Source organism: Sphingomonas sp. BL2 (assembly GCF_056680015.1).
The window spans coordinates 1006044-1022403 of record NZ_CM155261.1 but is presented as its reverse complement, the minus strand read 5'-3'; the positions used below and the strand labels follow the sequence as shown (position 1 = coordinate 1022403).

Genomic DNA, 16360 nt, shown 5'->3' with positions numbered 1-16360 from the left:
GCCGAGCGCGGGGCGGACGGTTTCGAAGCGGGAAGCGCGTGCTCCCTCGCCCCTCCGGGGAGAGGGAAGGGGCCCGCGGCGCTTGCCGTGGGAAGGGAGGGGGGCGTTGGGACTCACCGTCTCGAGCCTCACGCCCCTCTCCCTTCCGTCGCCTGCGGCTCCTCCCTCCCTCTCCCCGTAGGGGCGAGGGACGTGGCACTCATCCCGCGAATGCCTTTACCAGATCGAAGAGGTAGTCGCGACCGTCATACAGCGAGGCCACCCGGATCCGCTCGTTGAGGCCATGAATACCCCCCATATCCTTGTCGATAAACACCCCCGGCGCCCCATAGACCGGGATCCCGATCGCCTCGAAGAAAATGCCGTCCGTCGCGCCGGTCGACATCAGTGGGAGAATCGGCAGGCCGGGGAAGTGCTTCGCCGCGACCTTGGTCACCGGCCCCATGATCTTCGGGTCGAGCGTCGGCGGGATCGCAGTCGGCCGCACCGGCTGGTTCGCCGTCACCGTCACCTTCGCCCCCGCCAGTTCCTTCAGCTTGGCGAGCGTGCCCTCGACCGTCTCGCCCGGAAAGATGCGGCAGTTGATGTTCGCAGTCGCCCGCTGCGGCAATGCGTTCTCCGCGTGACCCGCGTTCAGCAACGTCGCCACGCAGGTCGTGCGCAACGTGGAGTGCATCGCCTTGTCGCGACTGACGATCGCATCCGCCGTCTTGTCCTCGGGGTTCGCGAGCAGCTTGGTGATCGCATCCCCCATCTCGCCCGGCATCGCCTTCGCACTCGCCGCGAAGAACGCCTTGGTCGTGTCGGTGAACTTCACCGGGAACTCGTAGCCCTGGACTGCCTTCACCGCGTCGGCGAGTTCGTAGATCGCGTTCTCCGGGATCGGTTGCGAGCTGTGCCCACCGGGGTTGGTCGCCAGGAACGTATAGTTCTGCGCCGCCTTCTCGCCGACCTGGATCGCCAGCAACTGGCGCTTGCCGTTATCGTCGAGCCGCCCGCCGCCGCCCTCGTTCAGCGCGAACTCGGCGGCGATCAGGTCGGGCTTGGACTTCGCCAGATACTGCGCGCCGTTCCACGCGAACGTGGTCTCTTCGCCGCAGGTCAGCGCGAGCTTGATCGTCCGCTTCGGCTTATAGCCGCTAATCTTGAAGCGGATCATCGCGTCGGACCAGATCGCCGCCTGCGCCTTGTCGTCGACGGTACCGCGCGCGTAATAATAGCCGCCTTCCTCGATCAGCTTGAACGGATCGCGCACCCAATCCTCTCGCTTCGCCTCGACCACGTCGAGATGCGCAAGCAGCAGCATCGGCTTGATCGACGCGTCCGACCCCTTCAGCACCGCGACCACCCCGCCGTCCTTGGGATGCTCGGGCACCGAGAAATAGGTGATGTCGGCGTCCGCATAACCCGCTGTCTTTAGCCGCGCGCCGATCTGCGCGGCGGCCTGCGTACAGCTGCCGGCGGACAGCGTCGTGTTAGTCTCGACCAGTTCCTTGTAGAGCCCGAGGAACGCCTTCTGATCGGGCCGCGACTGCGCCTGCGCGGAGAGCGCCGTTGTAACCGGGGTCGTCAGGATTGCCGCCGTGAGTAGCCAGCCAGTCGCGCGCATCGTCGTCCCCTTTTTTCGTTTCCGGCGGGAGAGTTGCAGCGAACGCACCCGGACGCAACCTCAGCGGCGCAGCTCGCCACGACGGCGCGTCTCGCGTGGCAAGGTGAGCCGTACCTCGCGGTTGGCGAAATCGATGTCGACGCGGCGGAACAGTTGCAGCACGTCCATCCCGAGCAGCATCGCGGGCCGCTCGGCAAGACCGAACAGGCGAAACGGCGGTGCATCGACTGCGGTGAACGCCACGGGCAGGTCGCCGAGTGTCAGGCTGCCGATCGTGACGCGGTCGATCGTCGTATAGTCGGCGATCACGGTCTCGCCAGTGACGCCGGTGAGCGACACGGGCTGCGACGCCCCCGCGCTGCCCAGCCCCTTGCGCGTCACCTTCCGGCGGAGTGCGCCGTTGGCCATGCTGACCGAGGTGCCGGTGTCGAGGATCACGCGGATGCGGATGCCGTTGCAATAGGCGTCGGTAACGACGAGCTGCCCGAACAGGCTGCGCGCCCGGATGACGATCTCGTCTGGCCTCGCGCGCTCGCGGCTCTGCCGTTTGCGCGAGGGTGTGACGGTCATCGTGTTGGTGTCGAAGTCGATTCCCACCGCGTGGGCCTGCAACGCATCGATTCCGAGCAGCCCGCGCGCGCCGAGATTGATCGCGCTGATCGCCGGCGCCTCGATCGCCGGCGCCTCGATCGCCGCGCTGCCGATCACGCTGACCTTCAGCGAGGGGATGACGACGGTGCCGATAGCGCTCGATCCGGTCATGCCGGTCACGCGGACGATGCGGCCTGGCGCGAGGCCGAGCGTTGCTGCAAGTTCGCGCGCGATGACGGTCCGCTGGGCGCCGGTATCGACGACGAACGCGAACGGTCCTGCGCCGGCGATCGTGACCGGCACCGTCATGCGGGCCTGGTCGTCGCCGAACAGGAGCGTGGCGGGGTCGGGTTCTGCTGCGGATGCTGCGCTGGACGGAGGTGCAGCATTGGGGCGTGGAGAGGCCGCGTCCTGAGCGCTAGCCTGGGCGGCAATGGCTAGCAGTAGAGGGGCTAGCCACTTGTGCATACTGCAAATGCTGCGCCCGATTTGGTGGATACGCAACGGTCGTTGTTAGGAACGGACGACGCTATAAACCGTACCACCCCGGCGGAGGCCGGGGCCCAGTTGGAAAGGTGGCAATAACTGCAAGCTGACCTTCGTTAGCAGCGTCCCCCAATTGGGCCCCGGCCTCCGCCGGGGTGGTGTGTTTGGGTGGGGTGAGGCGCCCCTCAATCCGGCCGCATCGCGTCGGCGATCATCGCCTCCGCCTCGATCAGCAGCGCGTCGTCCGAACTGTTCGTCGAGATCTTCTCGCGCCCGATCAGCGTTAGCACCGGCACCGCGAGCGGCGTCACGCGCTCCAGGTCGACATGCACCATCGTCGCCGCGGCACGGTCGAGCAGCGACGCCAGCCGCCCGACATCGGTCATGCGCGCCCGCGCGTCCGCCCACGCTGCCTCCAGCAGCAGATGCGTCGGCTCGTACTTGCGCAGCACGTCGTAGATTAGGTCGGTCGAGAACGTCACCTGCTTGCCGGTCTTGCGCTTCCCCGGATGCTGGCGCTCGACCAGCCCGCCGATCACCGCGACCTCGCGAAACGCGCGCTTGAGCAGATGCGATTGCTGCACCCATTCGACGAACTCATGCTCGAGGATATCCGCCGAGAACAGCGACGCAGGATCGACGATCTTCTCCAGCCCGTACACCGCCAGCGCGTAATCATTGGCCACGAAGCCGAGCGGTTTGAGCCCCTGCGTCTCCATCCGCCGGGTGATCAGCATGCCGAGCGACTGGTGCGCGTTCCACCCCTCGAAGCTGTACGCGACCATGTAATGCCGCCCCTCGCGCGGGAACGTCTCGACCAGCAGTTGGCCGGGCTCGGGCATCACCGATCGATACGCCTGCATCTCCAGCCATTCGCGCACGTCGTCGGGGAAGCGCGCCCAGTCGCCCGGATGCGCGAGGAACCCGCGGACGCGGTCGGCGAGGTTGGTCGACAGCGGCATCCGGCTGCCGCCATAAGTCGGGATGCGCGCGGGCTTCGACGTCGCGCGCACGACCAGATCCTCGAGGTCGATCTTCATCACCTCCAGGCTCAATCCGGCGAAGAAGAACGTATCGCCGTGACTCAACTGCGCCGCGAACGCCTCCTCGACCCGTCCCAGCACGCGGCCATTGCCGAACCGCACGTTGAGCATCGTCGCCTCGACGATGATGCCTGCGTTCAGCCGATGCTGGCCGATGAATTTGGGATGGCTGACGCGCCACGTCCCGTCCGCGTCCTTCGTCAGCCGCTTGAACCGGTCATACGCCTTCAGCGAATACCCGCCGTCGCTGATGAAGTGCAGCACGCGCTCGAAAGTCTCGGTCGGCAGCGCGGAGTAGGGGAGCGCAGAGCGAATCTCATCGAGCAGGTCCGCCTCGCGAAACGGTGCCGCGCACGCGCACGCCATCACGTGCTGCGCCAGCACGTCGAGCGCCCCGACGCGGAAGATGTCTGCATCGAGCTCGCCCGCGTCGACCGCGTCGAGCGCCGCGCGGGCCTCCAGATACTCGAACCGGTTTCCCGGCACGACGATCGCCTGCGACGATTCGTCGAGCCGGTGGTTCGCGCGCCCGATCCGCTGCAACAGCCGCGACGATCCCTTCGGCGCGCCCATCTGGATCACGCAATCGACATTGCCCCAGTCGACGCCCAAGTCGAGGCTCGACGTCGCGACCAGCGCGCGCAGTTTCCCCTCGGCCATCGCGTTCTCGACCTTGCGCCGCGCCTCTTTCGCGAGGCTGCCGTGGTGGACGCCGATCGGGAGGTTGCCCGAGTTCACCTTCCAAAGATCCTGGAAGATGAGCTCGGCCAGGCTGCGCGTGTTGCAGAACACGATCGAGGTCTCGTGCGCTTCGATCTCGGCCATCACCTGCGCGGCGGCATAGCGCCCCGAATGCCCCGACCACGGCACGCGGCCCTCGGGCAGCAGGATCGCGATGTTGGGATCCGCACCCGCCTCGCCGCGGACCATCGCGACCTGGTCGATATCGCCGTCAGGCGCGAGCCACGCGCGATAGCCGTCGGCATCAGCGACCGTCGCCGACAGCGCAACGCGGCGCATCCCCGGCGAAATCTTCTGAAGCCGCGCCATGCAAAGCGACAGCAGGTCCCCGCGCTTGCCGGTCGCGAACGCGTGCACTTCGTCGACGACGATCGTGCGGAGGTTTTCGAACATCGTGATGCTGTCCGGGTAGCTGAGTAGCAGCGACAGCGATTCAGGCGTAGTGAGCAGGATCTGCGGCGGCTTGATTCGTTGCCGCGCCTTTCGGTCGGAGGGCGTATCGCCGGTGCGCGTCTCGACGCGGATATCGACACCCATCTCGTCGATCGGCGTCAGCAGGTTTCGCTGCACGTCGACCGCGAGCGCCTTCAACGGCGAGACGTAGAGCGTGTGGAGACCCGTCGTCGGCGCCTCGGTCAGCTCGGCAAGCGTCGGCAGGAACCCGGCCAGCGTCTTGCCCGCGCCGGTCGCCGCCACCAGCAGCGCATGATGCCCCGCACGCCCCTCGATCAGCATCTCCAGCTGATGCCGACGCGGCCGCCACCCGCGCGACGCGAACCAGTTTTCGAGGGGAGGGGGGAGGTCGCTCACGGCCTGTTCACGCATCATCGTCATATGGGGGCGTTGCGCCGCACCGCTATGGACGCGGCGCAAACGGCCGGCACACTGCCAAGCCTCTCTATATGAAAGACGATCGGTGACGCTTCTTCGCTTTCTGCTGCCACTGCCACTGCTCGCTTTTCTTCCCTTCGCCAACGCCAGCGCCGCGACCAAGTCCTTCCTTGGGGCCGGCGGTATGGTCCGGCTGTCCTACCCGTCGGCGCTCACCCCGACGCGCAACTTCGCCGGCCGCGCATTGATGAACGCCGGTTGGCGCCAGATCTGGGACGGCAGCCCGGTCGGTCGCGGCGTCGGCATCGTCCGTTTCTGGCAGGTTGCCAAGCCGAGCGATGGCCAAGGCCAGGTCACAGAAATGGTGCAGGTCGGTTTCAGCCGCAGCGCCGCGGTCGTCGCGACCTGCGGCACCGCGGGGCTGAAGTCGGGAAGCGGTCGGCGCCTGCCCAACCGGATGCTCGGCGGTCACCGCTGGACGGTATATGCCAACGGCGACGCGGGGATGAGCCAACAGGTCAACGCGACGAACCTGCGCACCGTCGTCGACGGCACCTGCTACGTGATCGACCGCGTCACCTACGCGGTCAAGGCGGCAGCAGCGCCGGCACGCAACGCGCCGACCCAGGCGGTAGCCGCGGTCCAGATGGACGCGATCGTCGCGACGATTAAAATAGGCCGCCGCCGCTGATCCGGCGCCCGTCGCTGGGATCTGAAACCGGCGGCATTCCGCAGGTACTTCCGCTTTGGAACACGGGAGCAAGCTCGGGGGCTCGTACCGTCTAGCGGTCGAGCCGATCGCCGATCTTCGCGCGATTGCTGCTCCAATACAGGTACATAGCGCGGCCGATGATCGTCGTCGTCGGCACCATCCCGACGCCTTGTTGCTCGAGCGGCACGCGACTGTCAGCCGAGCGATCGCGATTGTCGCCGAGCACGAAGACATGGCCCGGCGGGACGGTGACCTCGCGCGTGTCGTCGAACAGCGACGTATCCGTGTCGAGTATGCGATTGCTGGAGCGCTCTCCCGGCAGGCGTTCCGTTAGAATCGTTGCAGGATGTTGGCCTTCGATATCGTCGACCATCATCCTGCCTTCTGCATGCTGCGCGACCGGGACCCCATTCACGATCGGCAGGCCAGCGCGCATCGCGATCCTGTCACCCTCGATCGCCGCGATCCGACTGACGCGGACGCTGTCGGCCGCCTGGACGACGATCACGTCGCCGCGACTTGGCGGCCCACGCCGGCGCATGTCGACGACGAACTTGTCACCGCTGCCGATCGTCGGCGCCATGCTGTCGGACGGTGCGTAGAACGGCTTGTAGAAATGGTGCATCATCGGCGGCACGCGTTCCCAAAGGCCCAGCACGACCACGACGATCAGCGCCAGCGCATACCAGCGCGACCACCAACGCGTGGGACCGCGAAGCCTGCTCTTGCGCCATGTGAGCATGATCGGCACGACGTAAACGGCACCGAACAACGCGATGACCAGCACCAGCGCCGCTACCGCGACACCGTAACCTGAGATGAGAAGGTGCCCCAACCCGAACGTCACAAGTGCGGCGAGTGCGAACTGCGCCATGAAAGTCAGCGCGGCCCCGCGCCGATCTCCGACGCGGATCAGCCCAAGTCCGGGCAGGATCAGGTTAAGCGCGGCGACTCCTACCCGTGCTGGCAGGCTTCGCCGGTCGACCGGGTCTTCTATCGTATCGTTCATGCGACATCCCCCCGGTGAGCGCGCACATCGTACGGGATACGGTGCGTTCGGCAATGCTGGCACCGCGGACCCGGTTCACGCGTAGTACTGGCATGGCAAAACTCGGCGACTGGCTCGAACCGCATCCGCACGGCATTCTCGTCAAGCCGATCGACGCCTGGATCGACCCCTCGATCCCGACTGCCAAGGCCCTCGTCACGCACGGCCATGCCGATCATGCCCGCGGTGGCCACGAAGCCGTCTGGGCCACACCCGAGACGCTCGCGATCATGGATGCGCGCTACGGCCCGCAAGCCGGCAACCCGGTCGCATACGGCGAGACGATCCGCATGGGAGAGGTGGATATCGGCTTCGTCCCCGCCGGCCACGTCCTTGGCTCCGCTCAGATCGTGCTCGACTATCGCGGCGAGCGGATCGTCGTTTCGGGGGATTACAAACGCCGCGCGGACCCGACCTGCACCCCGTTCGAACCCGTCAAATGCGACGTCTTCATCACCGAAGCCACGTTCGGCCTGCCGGTCTTCCGCCACCCCGACACCGGCGACGAGATCGACAAGCTGATCGCGGCCCTTCACGCCAACCCCGATCGCTGCGTCGTCGTCGGCGCCTACGCGCTCGGCAAGGCGCAACGCGTGATCGCCGAATTGCGCGAGCGCGGTCATGAAGCACCGATCTACATCCACGGCGCGTTGCAACGTCTCTGCGACCTGTACGCGGAGCAAGGCGTCAGGCTCGGCGAACTCCTGCCGGTCGCCGATGCGAAGAAGGCGGACATGGCGGGACACGTCGTGATGTGCCCGCCCGGCGCGCTCAACGATCGCTGGTCGCGGCGGCTGCCCGATCCGATCACCGCGATGGCGAGCGGCTGGATGCGGGTGAGGGGGAGGGCGCGCCAGAAGAATGTCGAGCTGCCGCTGATCCTCAGCGATCACGCCGACTGGGACGAACTCATCACCACGCTGACCGAGATCGCGCCTCGCGAGGTGTGGGTCACGCACGGCCGCGAGGATGCGCTGGTCCACTGGTGCATGACCCGCCAGATCAAGGCACGCGCGCTCGCACTGGTGGGGTTCGAGGACGAGGACGACTGAGCCCTCCTGCCTCACGCCGGGCGTAATTCTCCGGAGAAGGGCGGCAACGTCGCCTTGCGCCACGGCAGCGCGCGTCCCTCCACCAGCGAGCGCCATGCCCACTCCACCGGGGCGATATCGAACCGCCGCACATAGGCGTTGGCGAGCAGCAACAACGCGATGTTGATCGCCAGCGCGGTCGCCATGAGCCCAGCCCAGCCCAGCGTGCCGTACAATGCCAGGCCGAACGGCGGAAACAGTATCCACAGGCAGACGATCGTCTGGAGGATGTAAATCGACAGCGCAGTCCGCCCGGCGGCAATGAAAGGTCGTAACAGCTTGGCACCGAACCCCGTGCCGAGCAGCAGGCATACCGCACCGACATGGCCGAGAGTCATCGCCTCGCGCGCGACTTCAACGGTTGCCCACATTGTCTTCGGCGCATCGTCGAACCGCGTCTGCTCGATCGCGCCGACGATCCGCAGTGGGATAGCGACCGCATAGGCGAACAGCGTCATGCGCAGGTAGAAGCTGCGCGATCGCAAGCCTTGCAGGATGCCGAGCTTGTAGAGTGCGGCCCCGATCAGCATGACGCTGACGGCTTCCCAGAAGACGATCAGCTCGAACCCCTGCGACTGGAGCGTGACCGTGACGCTCCACTGCATCGCGGCCCATGTCGCAAAGCTGCCGGTACGCGCCTTGTCCTCCGCGACGATCCTCGCATGGCTTTCGGCCTTGCTCTTCGCGCGCTTGGCGTCGTCGGTTGCGGCCTTGGCGAGCAGTTTTCGATCGTCCGCGGTTACCGGTCGACCTGCCGCAAGCGCCTTGCTGACCGCGGCTACCTGCGATCGCTCCTGCAGCGGCTGGTAATAGGCGAAATATCCTGCACCACCGAATTGCGCGACGGCGGCGACCAGCCCGATCGTGATCAGCCAGCGCGGGCGCATGCGCCGGAACAGGAACGCGGCCAACGCGGCGATCGCGTAGCTGTGGAGGATGTCGCCCGGCCACAACAGGATGAAGAGGTGGACGATGCCGAACCCCAACAACAGCACGTTGCGCAGATAATAGCGCTTCATCACGACGCGCTTGCCGAGGCTGAGCGCCGCGCGATCGGTGAGGATCACCATTCCCGCGCCGAACAGCAGTTCGAGCATGCAGCGCGCGGTGCCGTTCGCGATCACTTCGCGGAGCCACCACGCGACCTGATCAGCCTGGGTCCAGCCGAGATTCCGGAAATCGCCGAACACTGCCCAGAGCGAGCCGCCCATGTCGTTGATGTTCATGAACAAGATGCCCAGGATCGCGATCCCCCGGAGGATGTCGAGAACCGCGATACGCGGCGCGCCATCGGGTTCCGTCGCCTGCAATATTGTTGGTTCGGCTGCCGGAGCGCCTAAGTCGCGTGTGGCTTGGTCGTACATCGTTCTGGGCCCCCCCGAGATGACAGGCCCGACGCTAGGCCTATCGCGACGAAAGGCAAGCTTAGCCGGCACCCTCTAATGTACGGGCGCGGCGGCGTTGTACGGAGCTCCCGATCCCCAAGGCTTCACGGTACTTGGCGACGGTCCTGCGCGCGATGTCGAACCCTTTGCCGTTAAGTAACTCCACTAGCGTGTCATCCGACAAGATCTTCGCACCCTCGGTGTCGATCAGCGCCCGAATCGCCGATTTCACCGCCTGCGCCGACACCGCCTCGCCGCCGTCCGCCGACTGGATCGCGCTCGTGAAGAAGTATTTCAGCTCGTACAGCCCGCGCGCGCACGAGACGTATTTGTTGCTCGTCACGCGGCTGACGGTCGATTCGTGCATCTCGATCGCGTCCGCGACCTGGCGCAGCGTCAAGGGCCGCAAGTGCGCGACGCCCTTCAGGAAGAACGCCTCCTGCTGCTTCACGATCTCGGTCGCGACCTTGATGATCGTCCGCTGGCGCTGGTCGAGCGCCTTCACCAGCCAGTTCGCGCTCGCGAGGCAATCGCTCAGCCACGCCTTCGACGCCTTGTCCTGCTGCCCGCCCGACAATTCGGTGTAATAGCTCCGGTTGACCAGCACGCGCGGCAGCGTGGTGGCGTTGATCTCAATCGCCCAGCCCGCCTTGGTCCGCGCTACGAACAGGTCCGGCGTCACCGACTGCGCAGGCTCGCCCCCATAGCGGCACCCCGGCTTCGGATCATAACCGCGCAGTTCGCGGATCATGTCCGCCATGTCCTCGTCGTCGACGTCGCACATCCGCTTCAACCGCGTCAGTTCGCCGCGCGCAAGCAGGTCGAGGTTGTCGATCAGCCGCGCCATGCACGGATCGTAACGGTCCGCCTCGCGCGCCTGCAACGCGAGGCATTCCGAAAGGTCGCGCGCGCCGACGCCGGTCGGATCGAAGGTCTGGATCGTCGCCAGCACGGCCTCGACGCGGACCAGCGGTACGCCGAGCCGATTGGCGATGTCGAGCAGCGACACGGTGAGATAGCCCGCCTCGTCGATCTGATCGATCAGGTGCGCCGCGATGAACGCATCCTCGTGCGGGATTACGGGCCCAGCCTGTGCGAGCAGGTGATCCGCGAGGCTGAAGCTGGTATCCGCGAACGCGTCGAGATCGGGGCCGTCCTCGCCGCCCGCTCCCCCCGCGCTCGCGCCGGTCATCGACAGCGCGCCGTCCATCCCGCTGCCGCCGTCGGCGACGCTGTCCTGCTGGTGGCTTTCGGTGGCGTAGTCGACATCGAGCGTCGGTTCGTCATCTGCGCCGGTACCCGAGACCAGTTCGTCGGCCGCCACGCGCTCATCTCGGACTTCGGCGACAGGTTCGCGATCGGGCGCGTCGCTATCCTCGGCGGCGCTGGCTTCGAGAAGCGGGTTGCGCTCGACTTCCTCGGCGATGAACCCCTCGATCTCCAGGTTCGACAGCGCCAACAGCTTGATCGCCTGCTGGAGCTGCGGGGTCATCACCAGCGACTGCGACTGGCGGATGTCAAGGCGAGGGGCGAGGCTCACTAGATCCTCCCCTGCAAGGGGAGGTGGCGGCGCGAAGCGTCGACGGAGGGGGCTCGCGTCAGACGCGGCGTTTGCGGAAAGCCCCCTCCACCAGCTTTGCTGGTCCCCCTCCCCGTGGCGGGGAGGAATGGATGCGCGAGCTCGTTCATCGGCTTAAAGCGAGAAGCCTTCGCCGAGATACAAGCGCCGGACGTTCGCATCCGCGACCAGTTCCTCGGGCGAGCCGGAGAACAGCACCCGGCCGTCGTAGATGATGTACGCGCGGTCGACGATTTCCAGCGTTTCGCGGACGTTGTGGTCGGTGATCAGCACGCCGATATCGCGGCGCTTGAGGTCCTTCACCAGGTCGCGAATGTCGGCGATCGAGATCGGATCGATGCCCGCGAACGGCTCGTCGAGCAGCATGATCGACGGGTCCGCGGCCAGCGCGCGGGCGATTTCCGCCCGTCGCCGCTCGCCACCCGACAGCGCCATCGCCGGTGCAGCGCGGAGCCGAGTCAAACCGAACTCCTCCAGCAGCGTATCGAGTTTCCGCTGGCGCGCCGCCTTGTCCGGCTCGGACAACTCCAGCACGGTCAGGATGTTCTTCTCGATCGTCAGCCCACGAAAGATCGACGTCTCCTGCGGCAGATAGCCCAAGCCCAGGATCGCGCGCCGGTACATCGGCAGCTTCGTGATGTCCTCGCCATCAAGCATGATCCGGCCCGAATCCGGCTTCACCAAGCCCATCACCGAGTAGAAGCACGTCGTCTTGCCAGCGCCGTTGGGCCCGAGCAGCCCGACGACCTCGCCGCGCCCGACCGAGACCGACACGTCCGTCAGAACGACGCGCTTGTCGTAAGACTTGGCGATCGAGACGACTTGGAGCCCGTTGCTCACCGGCGGCTCGGAAATCGGCTCGACGTTCTCGATCGGGGGCAGCGTGGTGGCATCCATGGGATCAGGCCCTCGCAAAAGTCAGTCGCCGAAAACTCGGCTTTGATGGTGTCGCCGAACAGTCGGCGGGGGTTTGGCAGGAAACATGCATGAGCGCGCCGCTGGAGGGAAGCCCCTCTGGACGACGGACAGGCTCAGTTGCGCTTGGGGACCGAGAAGGTGCCGGTCACGCGGCCGCCGGTCTGCGTAACCGTGCCACCGCTTGCTGTCGATCCGCCCGCGCTGCCAGCTGCAACCGATGACCCGTCGATAACCGAACGCCCGGTGTCGAGGTTCATCGTCAGCCGTCCGCCGTTCACGGTGTTGCCCGCCTGTGTGAGTGTGACCGCGCCGAGCATCGTGATGACGCGCCGGTTGAGATCGTAAATCGCGTACTGGCTGCGTGCGGTCTGGTCCGGACGCTTGACGATCACGCCGCCCGATGCGTCGAGCCGCGAGACCTGCGGGTTTCCGCCAATCACCTGGCCGGTATACGCCACCGTCATCCGCGCCGAATTCAGCGTCATCTCGGCCTGCTTGACCGCGACGTTGCCCGACAGGATGGCGCGGTTCGCCTTGTCCTGGAGTTCGATATGATCCGCGCCGAAATCGATCGGAGCATTGGAATTGTGCGACTGCTGCGCGACCGCGGTCGTGGAGAGCAGAATGGCAGACAAGGCTGCAAATAAGTGAGTGGCGCGCATGACGGTTATTTCGGCCCTCTGGGGATGATCCGCAAGCGCGCATTGCCATCGAGCGTCACGGTGCGCTCTTCCAGGTTCGCGCGCAGCTTGTTCGCGCTGAACGTACCCTGCTGGACGGTGCCGGTCGCCGCCCCGCCGCTTTCGAGTGTGCGCGCCTTCATGTCGATCGTCGCGTTCGTCGTCTTCAGGTCGTAACCGCCAGCCGCGGTGGCGTTCAGCGGGCCGAACAGCTGCACCTTCTCGGTGTCCATGTCGTAGCGGCCGGTGTTCGCCTTGATATTGGCGGGGCCGTCGGTCAGCTGGATCTGTGCGGCGAGCTGATTGAGCTGGACGATCGGCTCGGCCGAGCTCTTCTGGATCGCCGAGGCCGCGTCGAGCGTGAACGCCTGGCCCTTGGTATCCTCGCCGCGATAGCGCGCCGCCTGCGTCTTCATCCGCTCCTGCGCGACGTCGACCTTGTTCTTGTCGAGCAGGAACGACACGTCGCCGCCCGCGGTCAGCGGCGCCATCACCAGGAACGCCGCCAGCACGCCGATCGCGGTCGGCAGGCCGACGCGGGCGATCGCCACGAACCGATCGTGGCTGCCACCGGGCGCGGCCCAGTCCTGGCGCGCGGTCCGCACGCGACGGGCTACCGGAGAAGGCGGCGGGACCTCGATCATGCGTGTGCGAAAATGTCGATTTCGGGCCAGCCGGCGATATCGAGCGCGGCACGAGTCGGCAGGAAGTCGAAGCACGCTTGCGCGAGTTCCATCCGGCCCTCGCGAATCAATCGCTTGTCGAGCTCGGTCCGCAACCGGTGGAGGAAGCGGACGTCCGACGCCGCATAATCCTTCTGCGCCTCCGACAGTTCGGGGCTGCCCCAGTCCGACGACTGCTGCTGCTTCGAGATGTCCTGGCCAAGCAGTTCGCGGACGATTTCCTTGAGACCGTGACGATCGGTGTAGGTCCGCACTAGCCGCGACGCGATCTTGGTGCAGTATACCGGTGCCGCGACGACGCCGAGATAATATTGAACTGCGGCGATATCGAACCGGCCGAAATGATAAAGCTTCACCCGCGCCGGATCGGCCAGCAGGGCCTTCAGGTTGGGTGCATCGTAGCCGGCACCCGCGGCGAATCGGACGAGGTGCTCGTCGGGGCCGCCGTCGGAAAGCTGGACGAGGCACAACCGGTCGCGAGGCGTGATCAGCCCCATCGTCTCGGTATCGACGGCGATCGCGGCGCCGGCCGCGAACAGGTCGGCGGGAATGTCGCCTTCGTGAAGATGAACTGTCATGCGTCGGCCGTAGCCGCCCGAAGCTGAACGCTCAATGCCTCTATCTGCGTCACCGATCCGAATCAGGCAACAAGAAGGCTTTGCGATCGTCGATGCGACGAGTCGTGGCTGGGGCGCGACACTTGCGCCAGTATCGATCCAAATCGAGCGCCCTCGGATCAGAATCTATTCGCGACGGCTTGTATTTTGCGCTAAGGGTCCCCTCAAGGCGCAAAAGGTTTCGCGCTGGAAAACCTGCGTTCGTCGTCCGGCACAAGGGTTTTGAGAAATTTGCGGGCGAACCGGGAAGACGAACAGAGCTTATGGGTTTCGATAAAGGTGGCCGCGGGAACCGTGGCGGGCGTGGCCGCGACAAGCGCGACAGCTTCGGCGGCGGCGACAATGAGTTCGGCGGCGGCAGCAGCTTTGGCGGTGGCGGCGATCGGTTCGGCGGCGGCGGCGGCGGTAGCAGCTATGGCGGCGGCGGTGGCTCGAGCTACGGTGGCGGCGGTGGCAGCAGCTACGGCGGCGGCAGCAGCTTCGGCGGCAGCGGCGGCGGCGGCGGTGGTTACCGCGGCGGCGGTGGTGGCGGCGGCTTCTCGGGCGGCGGCGGCGGCGGCGGTGGTCGCGGCATGCCTCCCCAGGTCGTCGGCGAAGGCACGGGCGTCGTAAAGTTCTTCAACGCGCAGAAGGGCTTCGGCTTCGTCGTTCGCGATGACGGCGGCGAGGACGTGTTCGTCCACATCAGCGCCGTAGAGCAGGCCGGCATGGTCGCTCTCGCTGAGGGGCAGCCGCTCGGCTTCACGCTCGTCGATCGCGGCGGCCGTATCTCGGCAACCGACCTGAAGATCGACGGCGAGCCGATGGCCGTCACCGATCGCGGCCCGCCGCGTGACCGTGATGCCGGCCCGGGCGCGCCCCGTGGTGGCGATCGCGACCGTGACGGTGGTGCAGGTGGCGCCCAGCGTCAGCTCACCGGCGAGAAGGCGACCGGTACGGTCAAGTTCTTCAACGCGATGAAGGGCTTCGGCTTTATCCAGCGCGACGACGGACAGCCTGACGCATTCGTCCACATCTCGGCCGTCGAGCGCGCCGGCATGTCGACGCTGAACGAGGGCGACAAGCTCGAGTTCGAGCTTGAGGTTGATCGTCGCGGCAAGTACGCAGCGGTGAACCTGAGCGCAGGCGGCTGATAGCTGTCTGACCCAGAACGCTGATCGTACCGTGTTCGGTAGGATAATGATTGCGGCCGGTTTCGCTTTGGCGGGACCGGCCGTTCTCGTTTCATCGTCTTCGCTGTCGTCGGTGGCGCAGGCCGGGCAGGGTGCTGTCGCGGCTCCGCGCGAGCCGACCCGCGTGCCGGTGTTCTCGGCGACGATCGTTGCGCGCTACCCGCACGATCGTACTGCGTTCACCGAAGGGCTGCTCTGGCACGATGGCGCGCTGTACGAGAGCACGGGGCAGGAGCGGCAATCCGACATCCGCCGCGTGTCGCTCAAGGACGGCAAGATCCTCGCCAGGGCGCGAATCGACCCCGCGCAGTTCGGCGAAGGCCTCGCGCTGTGGAAGGACCAACTGGTTAGCCTCACCTGGCATGACGGCATCGCGCACCGCTGGGATGTTCGCACGCTCAAGCCCAAGGGGCAGAACCGCTATACCGGCGAAGGCTGGGGGCTGACCAGTGACGGCGTCTCGCTGCTCCAGTCCGATGGCAGTTCCGACATCATCGTCCGCGATCCGCTGACGCTGGCCGAACGCAAGCGCGTCGCCGTAACGATCGACGGCCGCCCGTTACGCGACATCAACGAACTCGAATATGTCCACGGTGCGCTGCTCGCCAACGTCTGGCACACCGGCTTCCTCGTCCGCATCGATCCCAAGACCGGCAAGGTCGGCGCGGTCATCGACCTCCGCCCGCTGGTCGCCGAAATCGCCGCGACCGATCCAGAGGCGGTCCTCAACGGCATCGCCTGGGACGCGAAGGCGGATCGGCTGTTCGTGACGGGCAAATACTGGCCGACGCTCTTCGAGATCAAGATGGCCACCACGCCGCAATAGTTGCGCGTTTCCGTTTCCCCGACAACGCTCCTCCGCTTGTTCTCCCGCGAAGGCGGGAGCCCAGACTGGACTCCCGCCTTCGCGGGAGAATAAGGATACAGGGACGGTCCCTGCGGGACATGGCGACTCACCGCATGCCCGCCCCAACTCCTCGTGCGTCGCCACCCCCCACCCGTCACCCCAGCGAAAGCTGGGGTATCCCGGTTTGGCAGGCGCCGTGCCTCACACGATGAGATCCCAGCTATTGCTGGGATGACGGTTGGTCGGTTGAGCGGCTTGAACGGTTGGGGGAGGGGAAGCTCAGCGCAGTGTCAGGACCTAAGCCGGAAGTCGTGCCGAGGTCACAAC

General features: G+C 66.2%; 14 protein-coding genes. 4 read left to right on the top strand and 10 right to left on the bottom strand.

Annotated features, from left to right (window positions below; genetic code table 11):
- Window positions 1-199: 199 nt before the first annotated feature.
- From AC1ME3_RS04590 to AC1ME3_RS04580, 3 genes are all read right to left on the bottom strand, one after another.
- Entirely contained in the window at window positions 200-1609 is a 1410-nt protein-coding gene (locus AC1ME3_RS04590; RefSeq protein WP_480955043.1) for a M20/M25/M40 family metallo-hydrolase, read from the bottom strand.
- 60 nt (window positions 1610-1669) lie between these two features.
- The gene (locus tag AC1ME3_RS04585) at window positions 1670-2668 is read right to left on the bottom strand and encodes an aspartyl protease family protein (RefSeq protein ID WP_480955042.1); all 999 of its coding nucleotides are present in this window, start codon (window positions 2666-2668) and stop codon (window positions 1670-1672) included.
- A gap of 203 nt (window positions 2669-2871) precedes the next feature.
- Entirely contained in the window at window positions 2872-5295 is a 2424-nt protein-coding gene (locus AC1ME3_RS04580) for a ligase-associated DNA damage response DEXH box helicase (RefSeq protein ID WP_480955760.1), read from the bottom strand.
- A 91-nt stretch (window positions 5296-5386) separates the two neighbouring features.
- Here AC1ME3_RS04580 and AC1ME3_RS04575 point away from each other — a divergent pair, with 91 nt between their 5' ends.
- The gene (locus AC1ME3_RS04575; RefSeq protein ID WP_480955041.1) at window positions 5387-5992 is read left to right on the top strand and encodes a hypothetical protein; all 606 of its coding nucleotides are present in this window, start codon (window positions 5387-5389) and stop codon (window positions 5990-5992) included.
- A gap of 91 nt (window positions 5993-6083) precedes the next feature.
- Here the strand turns inward: AC1ME3_RS04575 and lepB are convergent, their stop codons facing one another.
- Entirely contained in the window at window positions 6084-7022 is a 939-nt protein-coding gene (gene lepB, locus AC1ME3_RS04570; RefSeq protein WP_480955040.1) for a signal peptidase I, read from the bottom strand.
- Between the two features lie 92 nt (window positions 7023-7114).
- Between lepB and AC1ME3_RS04565 the strand changes: the two genes are divergently transcribed.
- A complete protein-coding gene (locus tag AC1ME3_RS04565; RefSeq protein WP_480955039.1) occupies window positions 7115-8113 on the top strand; it encodes a ligase-associated DNA damage response exonuclease in 999 nt (332 codons plus the stop codon).
- 11 nt (window positions 8114-8124) lie between these two features.
- Here AC1ME3_RS04565 and AC1ME3_RS04560 read toward each other — a convergent pair whose 3' ends face one another.
- The 6 genes from AC1ME3_RS04560 to AC1ME3_RS04535 form a co-directional block, all read right to left on the bottom strand.
- Window positions 8125-9516, bottom strand: coding sequence for a DUF418 domain-containing protein (locus AC1ME3_RS04560; protein WP_480955038.1), 1392 nt, complete (start codon window positions 9514-9516; stop codon window positions 8125-8127).
- 61 nt (window positions 9517-9577) lie between these two features.
- Window positions 9578-11077 (bottom strand): RNA polymerase factor sigma-54, encoded by a 1500-nt coding sequence (gene rpoN, locus AC1ME3_RS04555; protein ID WP_480955037.1) that lies wholly within the window; start codon window positions 11075-11077, stop codon window positions 9578-9580.
- 153 nt (window positions 11078-11230) lie between these two features.
- Window positions 11231-12013, bottom strand: coding sequence for an LPS export ABC transporter ATP-binding protein (lptB, locus tag AC1ME3_RS04550; RefSeq protein ID WP_107963957.1), 783 nt, complete (start codon window positions 12011-12013; stop codon window positions 11231-11233).
- A gap of 134 nt (window positions 12014-12147) precedes the next feature.
- The gene (locus AC1ME3_RS04545; protein ID WP_480955036.1) at window positions 12148-12696 is read right to left on the bottom strand and encodes an LptA/OstA family protein; all 549 of its coding nucleotides are present in this window, start codon (window positions 12694-12696) and stop codon (window positions 12148-12150) included.
- A gap of 5 nt (window positions 12697-12701) precedes the next feature.
- Entirely contained in the window at window positions 12702-13358 is a 657-nt protein-coding gene (gene lptC, locus AC1ME3_RS04540; protein WP_480955035.1) for an LPS export ABC transporter periplasmic protein LptC, read from the bottom strand.
- Window positions 13355-13975, bottom strand: a complete 621-nt coding sequence (locus AC1ME3_RS04535) for a ribonuclease D (protein ID WP_056063589.1) — start codon at window positions 13973-13975, stop codon at window positions 13355-13357. The genes lptC and AC1ME3_RS04535 overlap by 4 nt, the downstream gene beginning before the upstream one ends.
- Before the next feature lie 302 nt (window positions 13976-14277).
- Between AC1ME3_RS04535 and AC1ME3_RS04530 the strand changes: the two genes are divergently transcribed.
- Window positions 14278-15147 carry a cold-shock protein gene (locus tag AC1ME3_RS04530; RefSeq protein WP_480955034.1) on the top strand — a complete coding sequence of 290 codons (870 nt, stop codon included), beginning with the start codon at window positions 14278-14280 and terminating at the stop codon, window positions 15145-15147.
- A gap of 67 nt (window positions 15148-15214) precedes the next feature.
- Window positions 15215-16012, top strand: coding sequence for a glutaminyl-peptide cyclotransferase (locus AC1ME3_RS04525; protein ID WP_480955033.1), 798 nt, complete (start codon window positions 15215-15217; stop codon window positions 16010-16012).
- The last annotated feature ends 348 nt before the right edge of the window (window positions 16013-16360 follow it).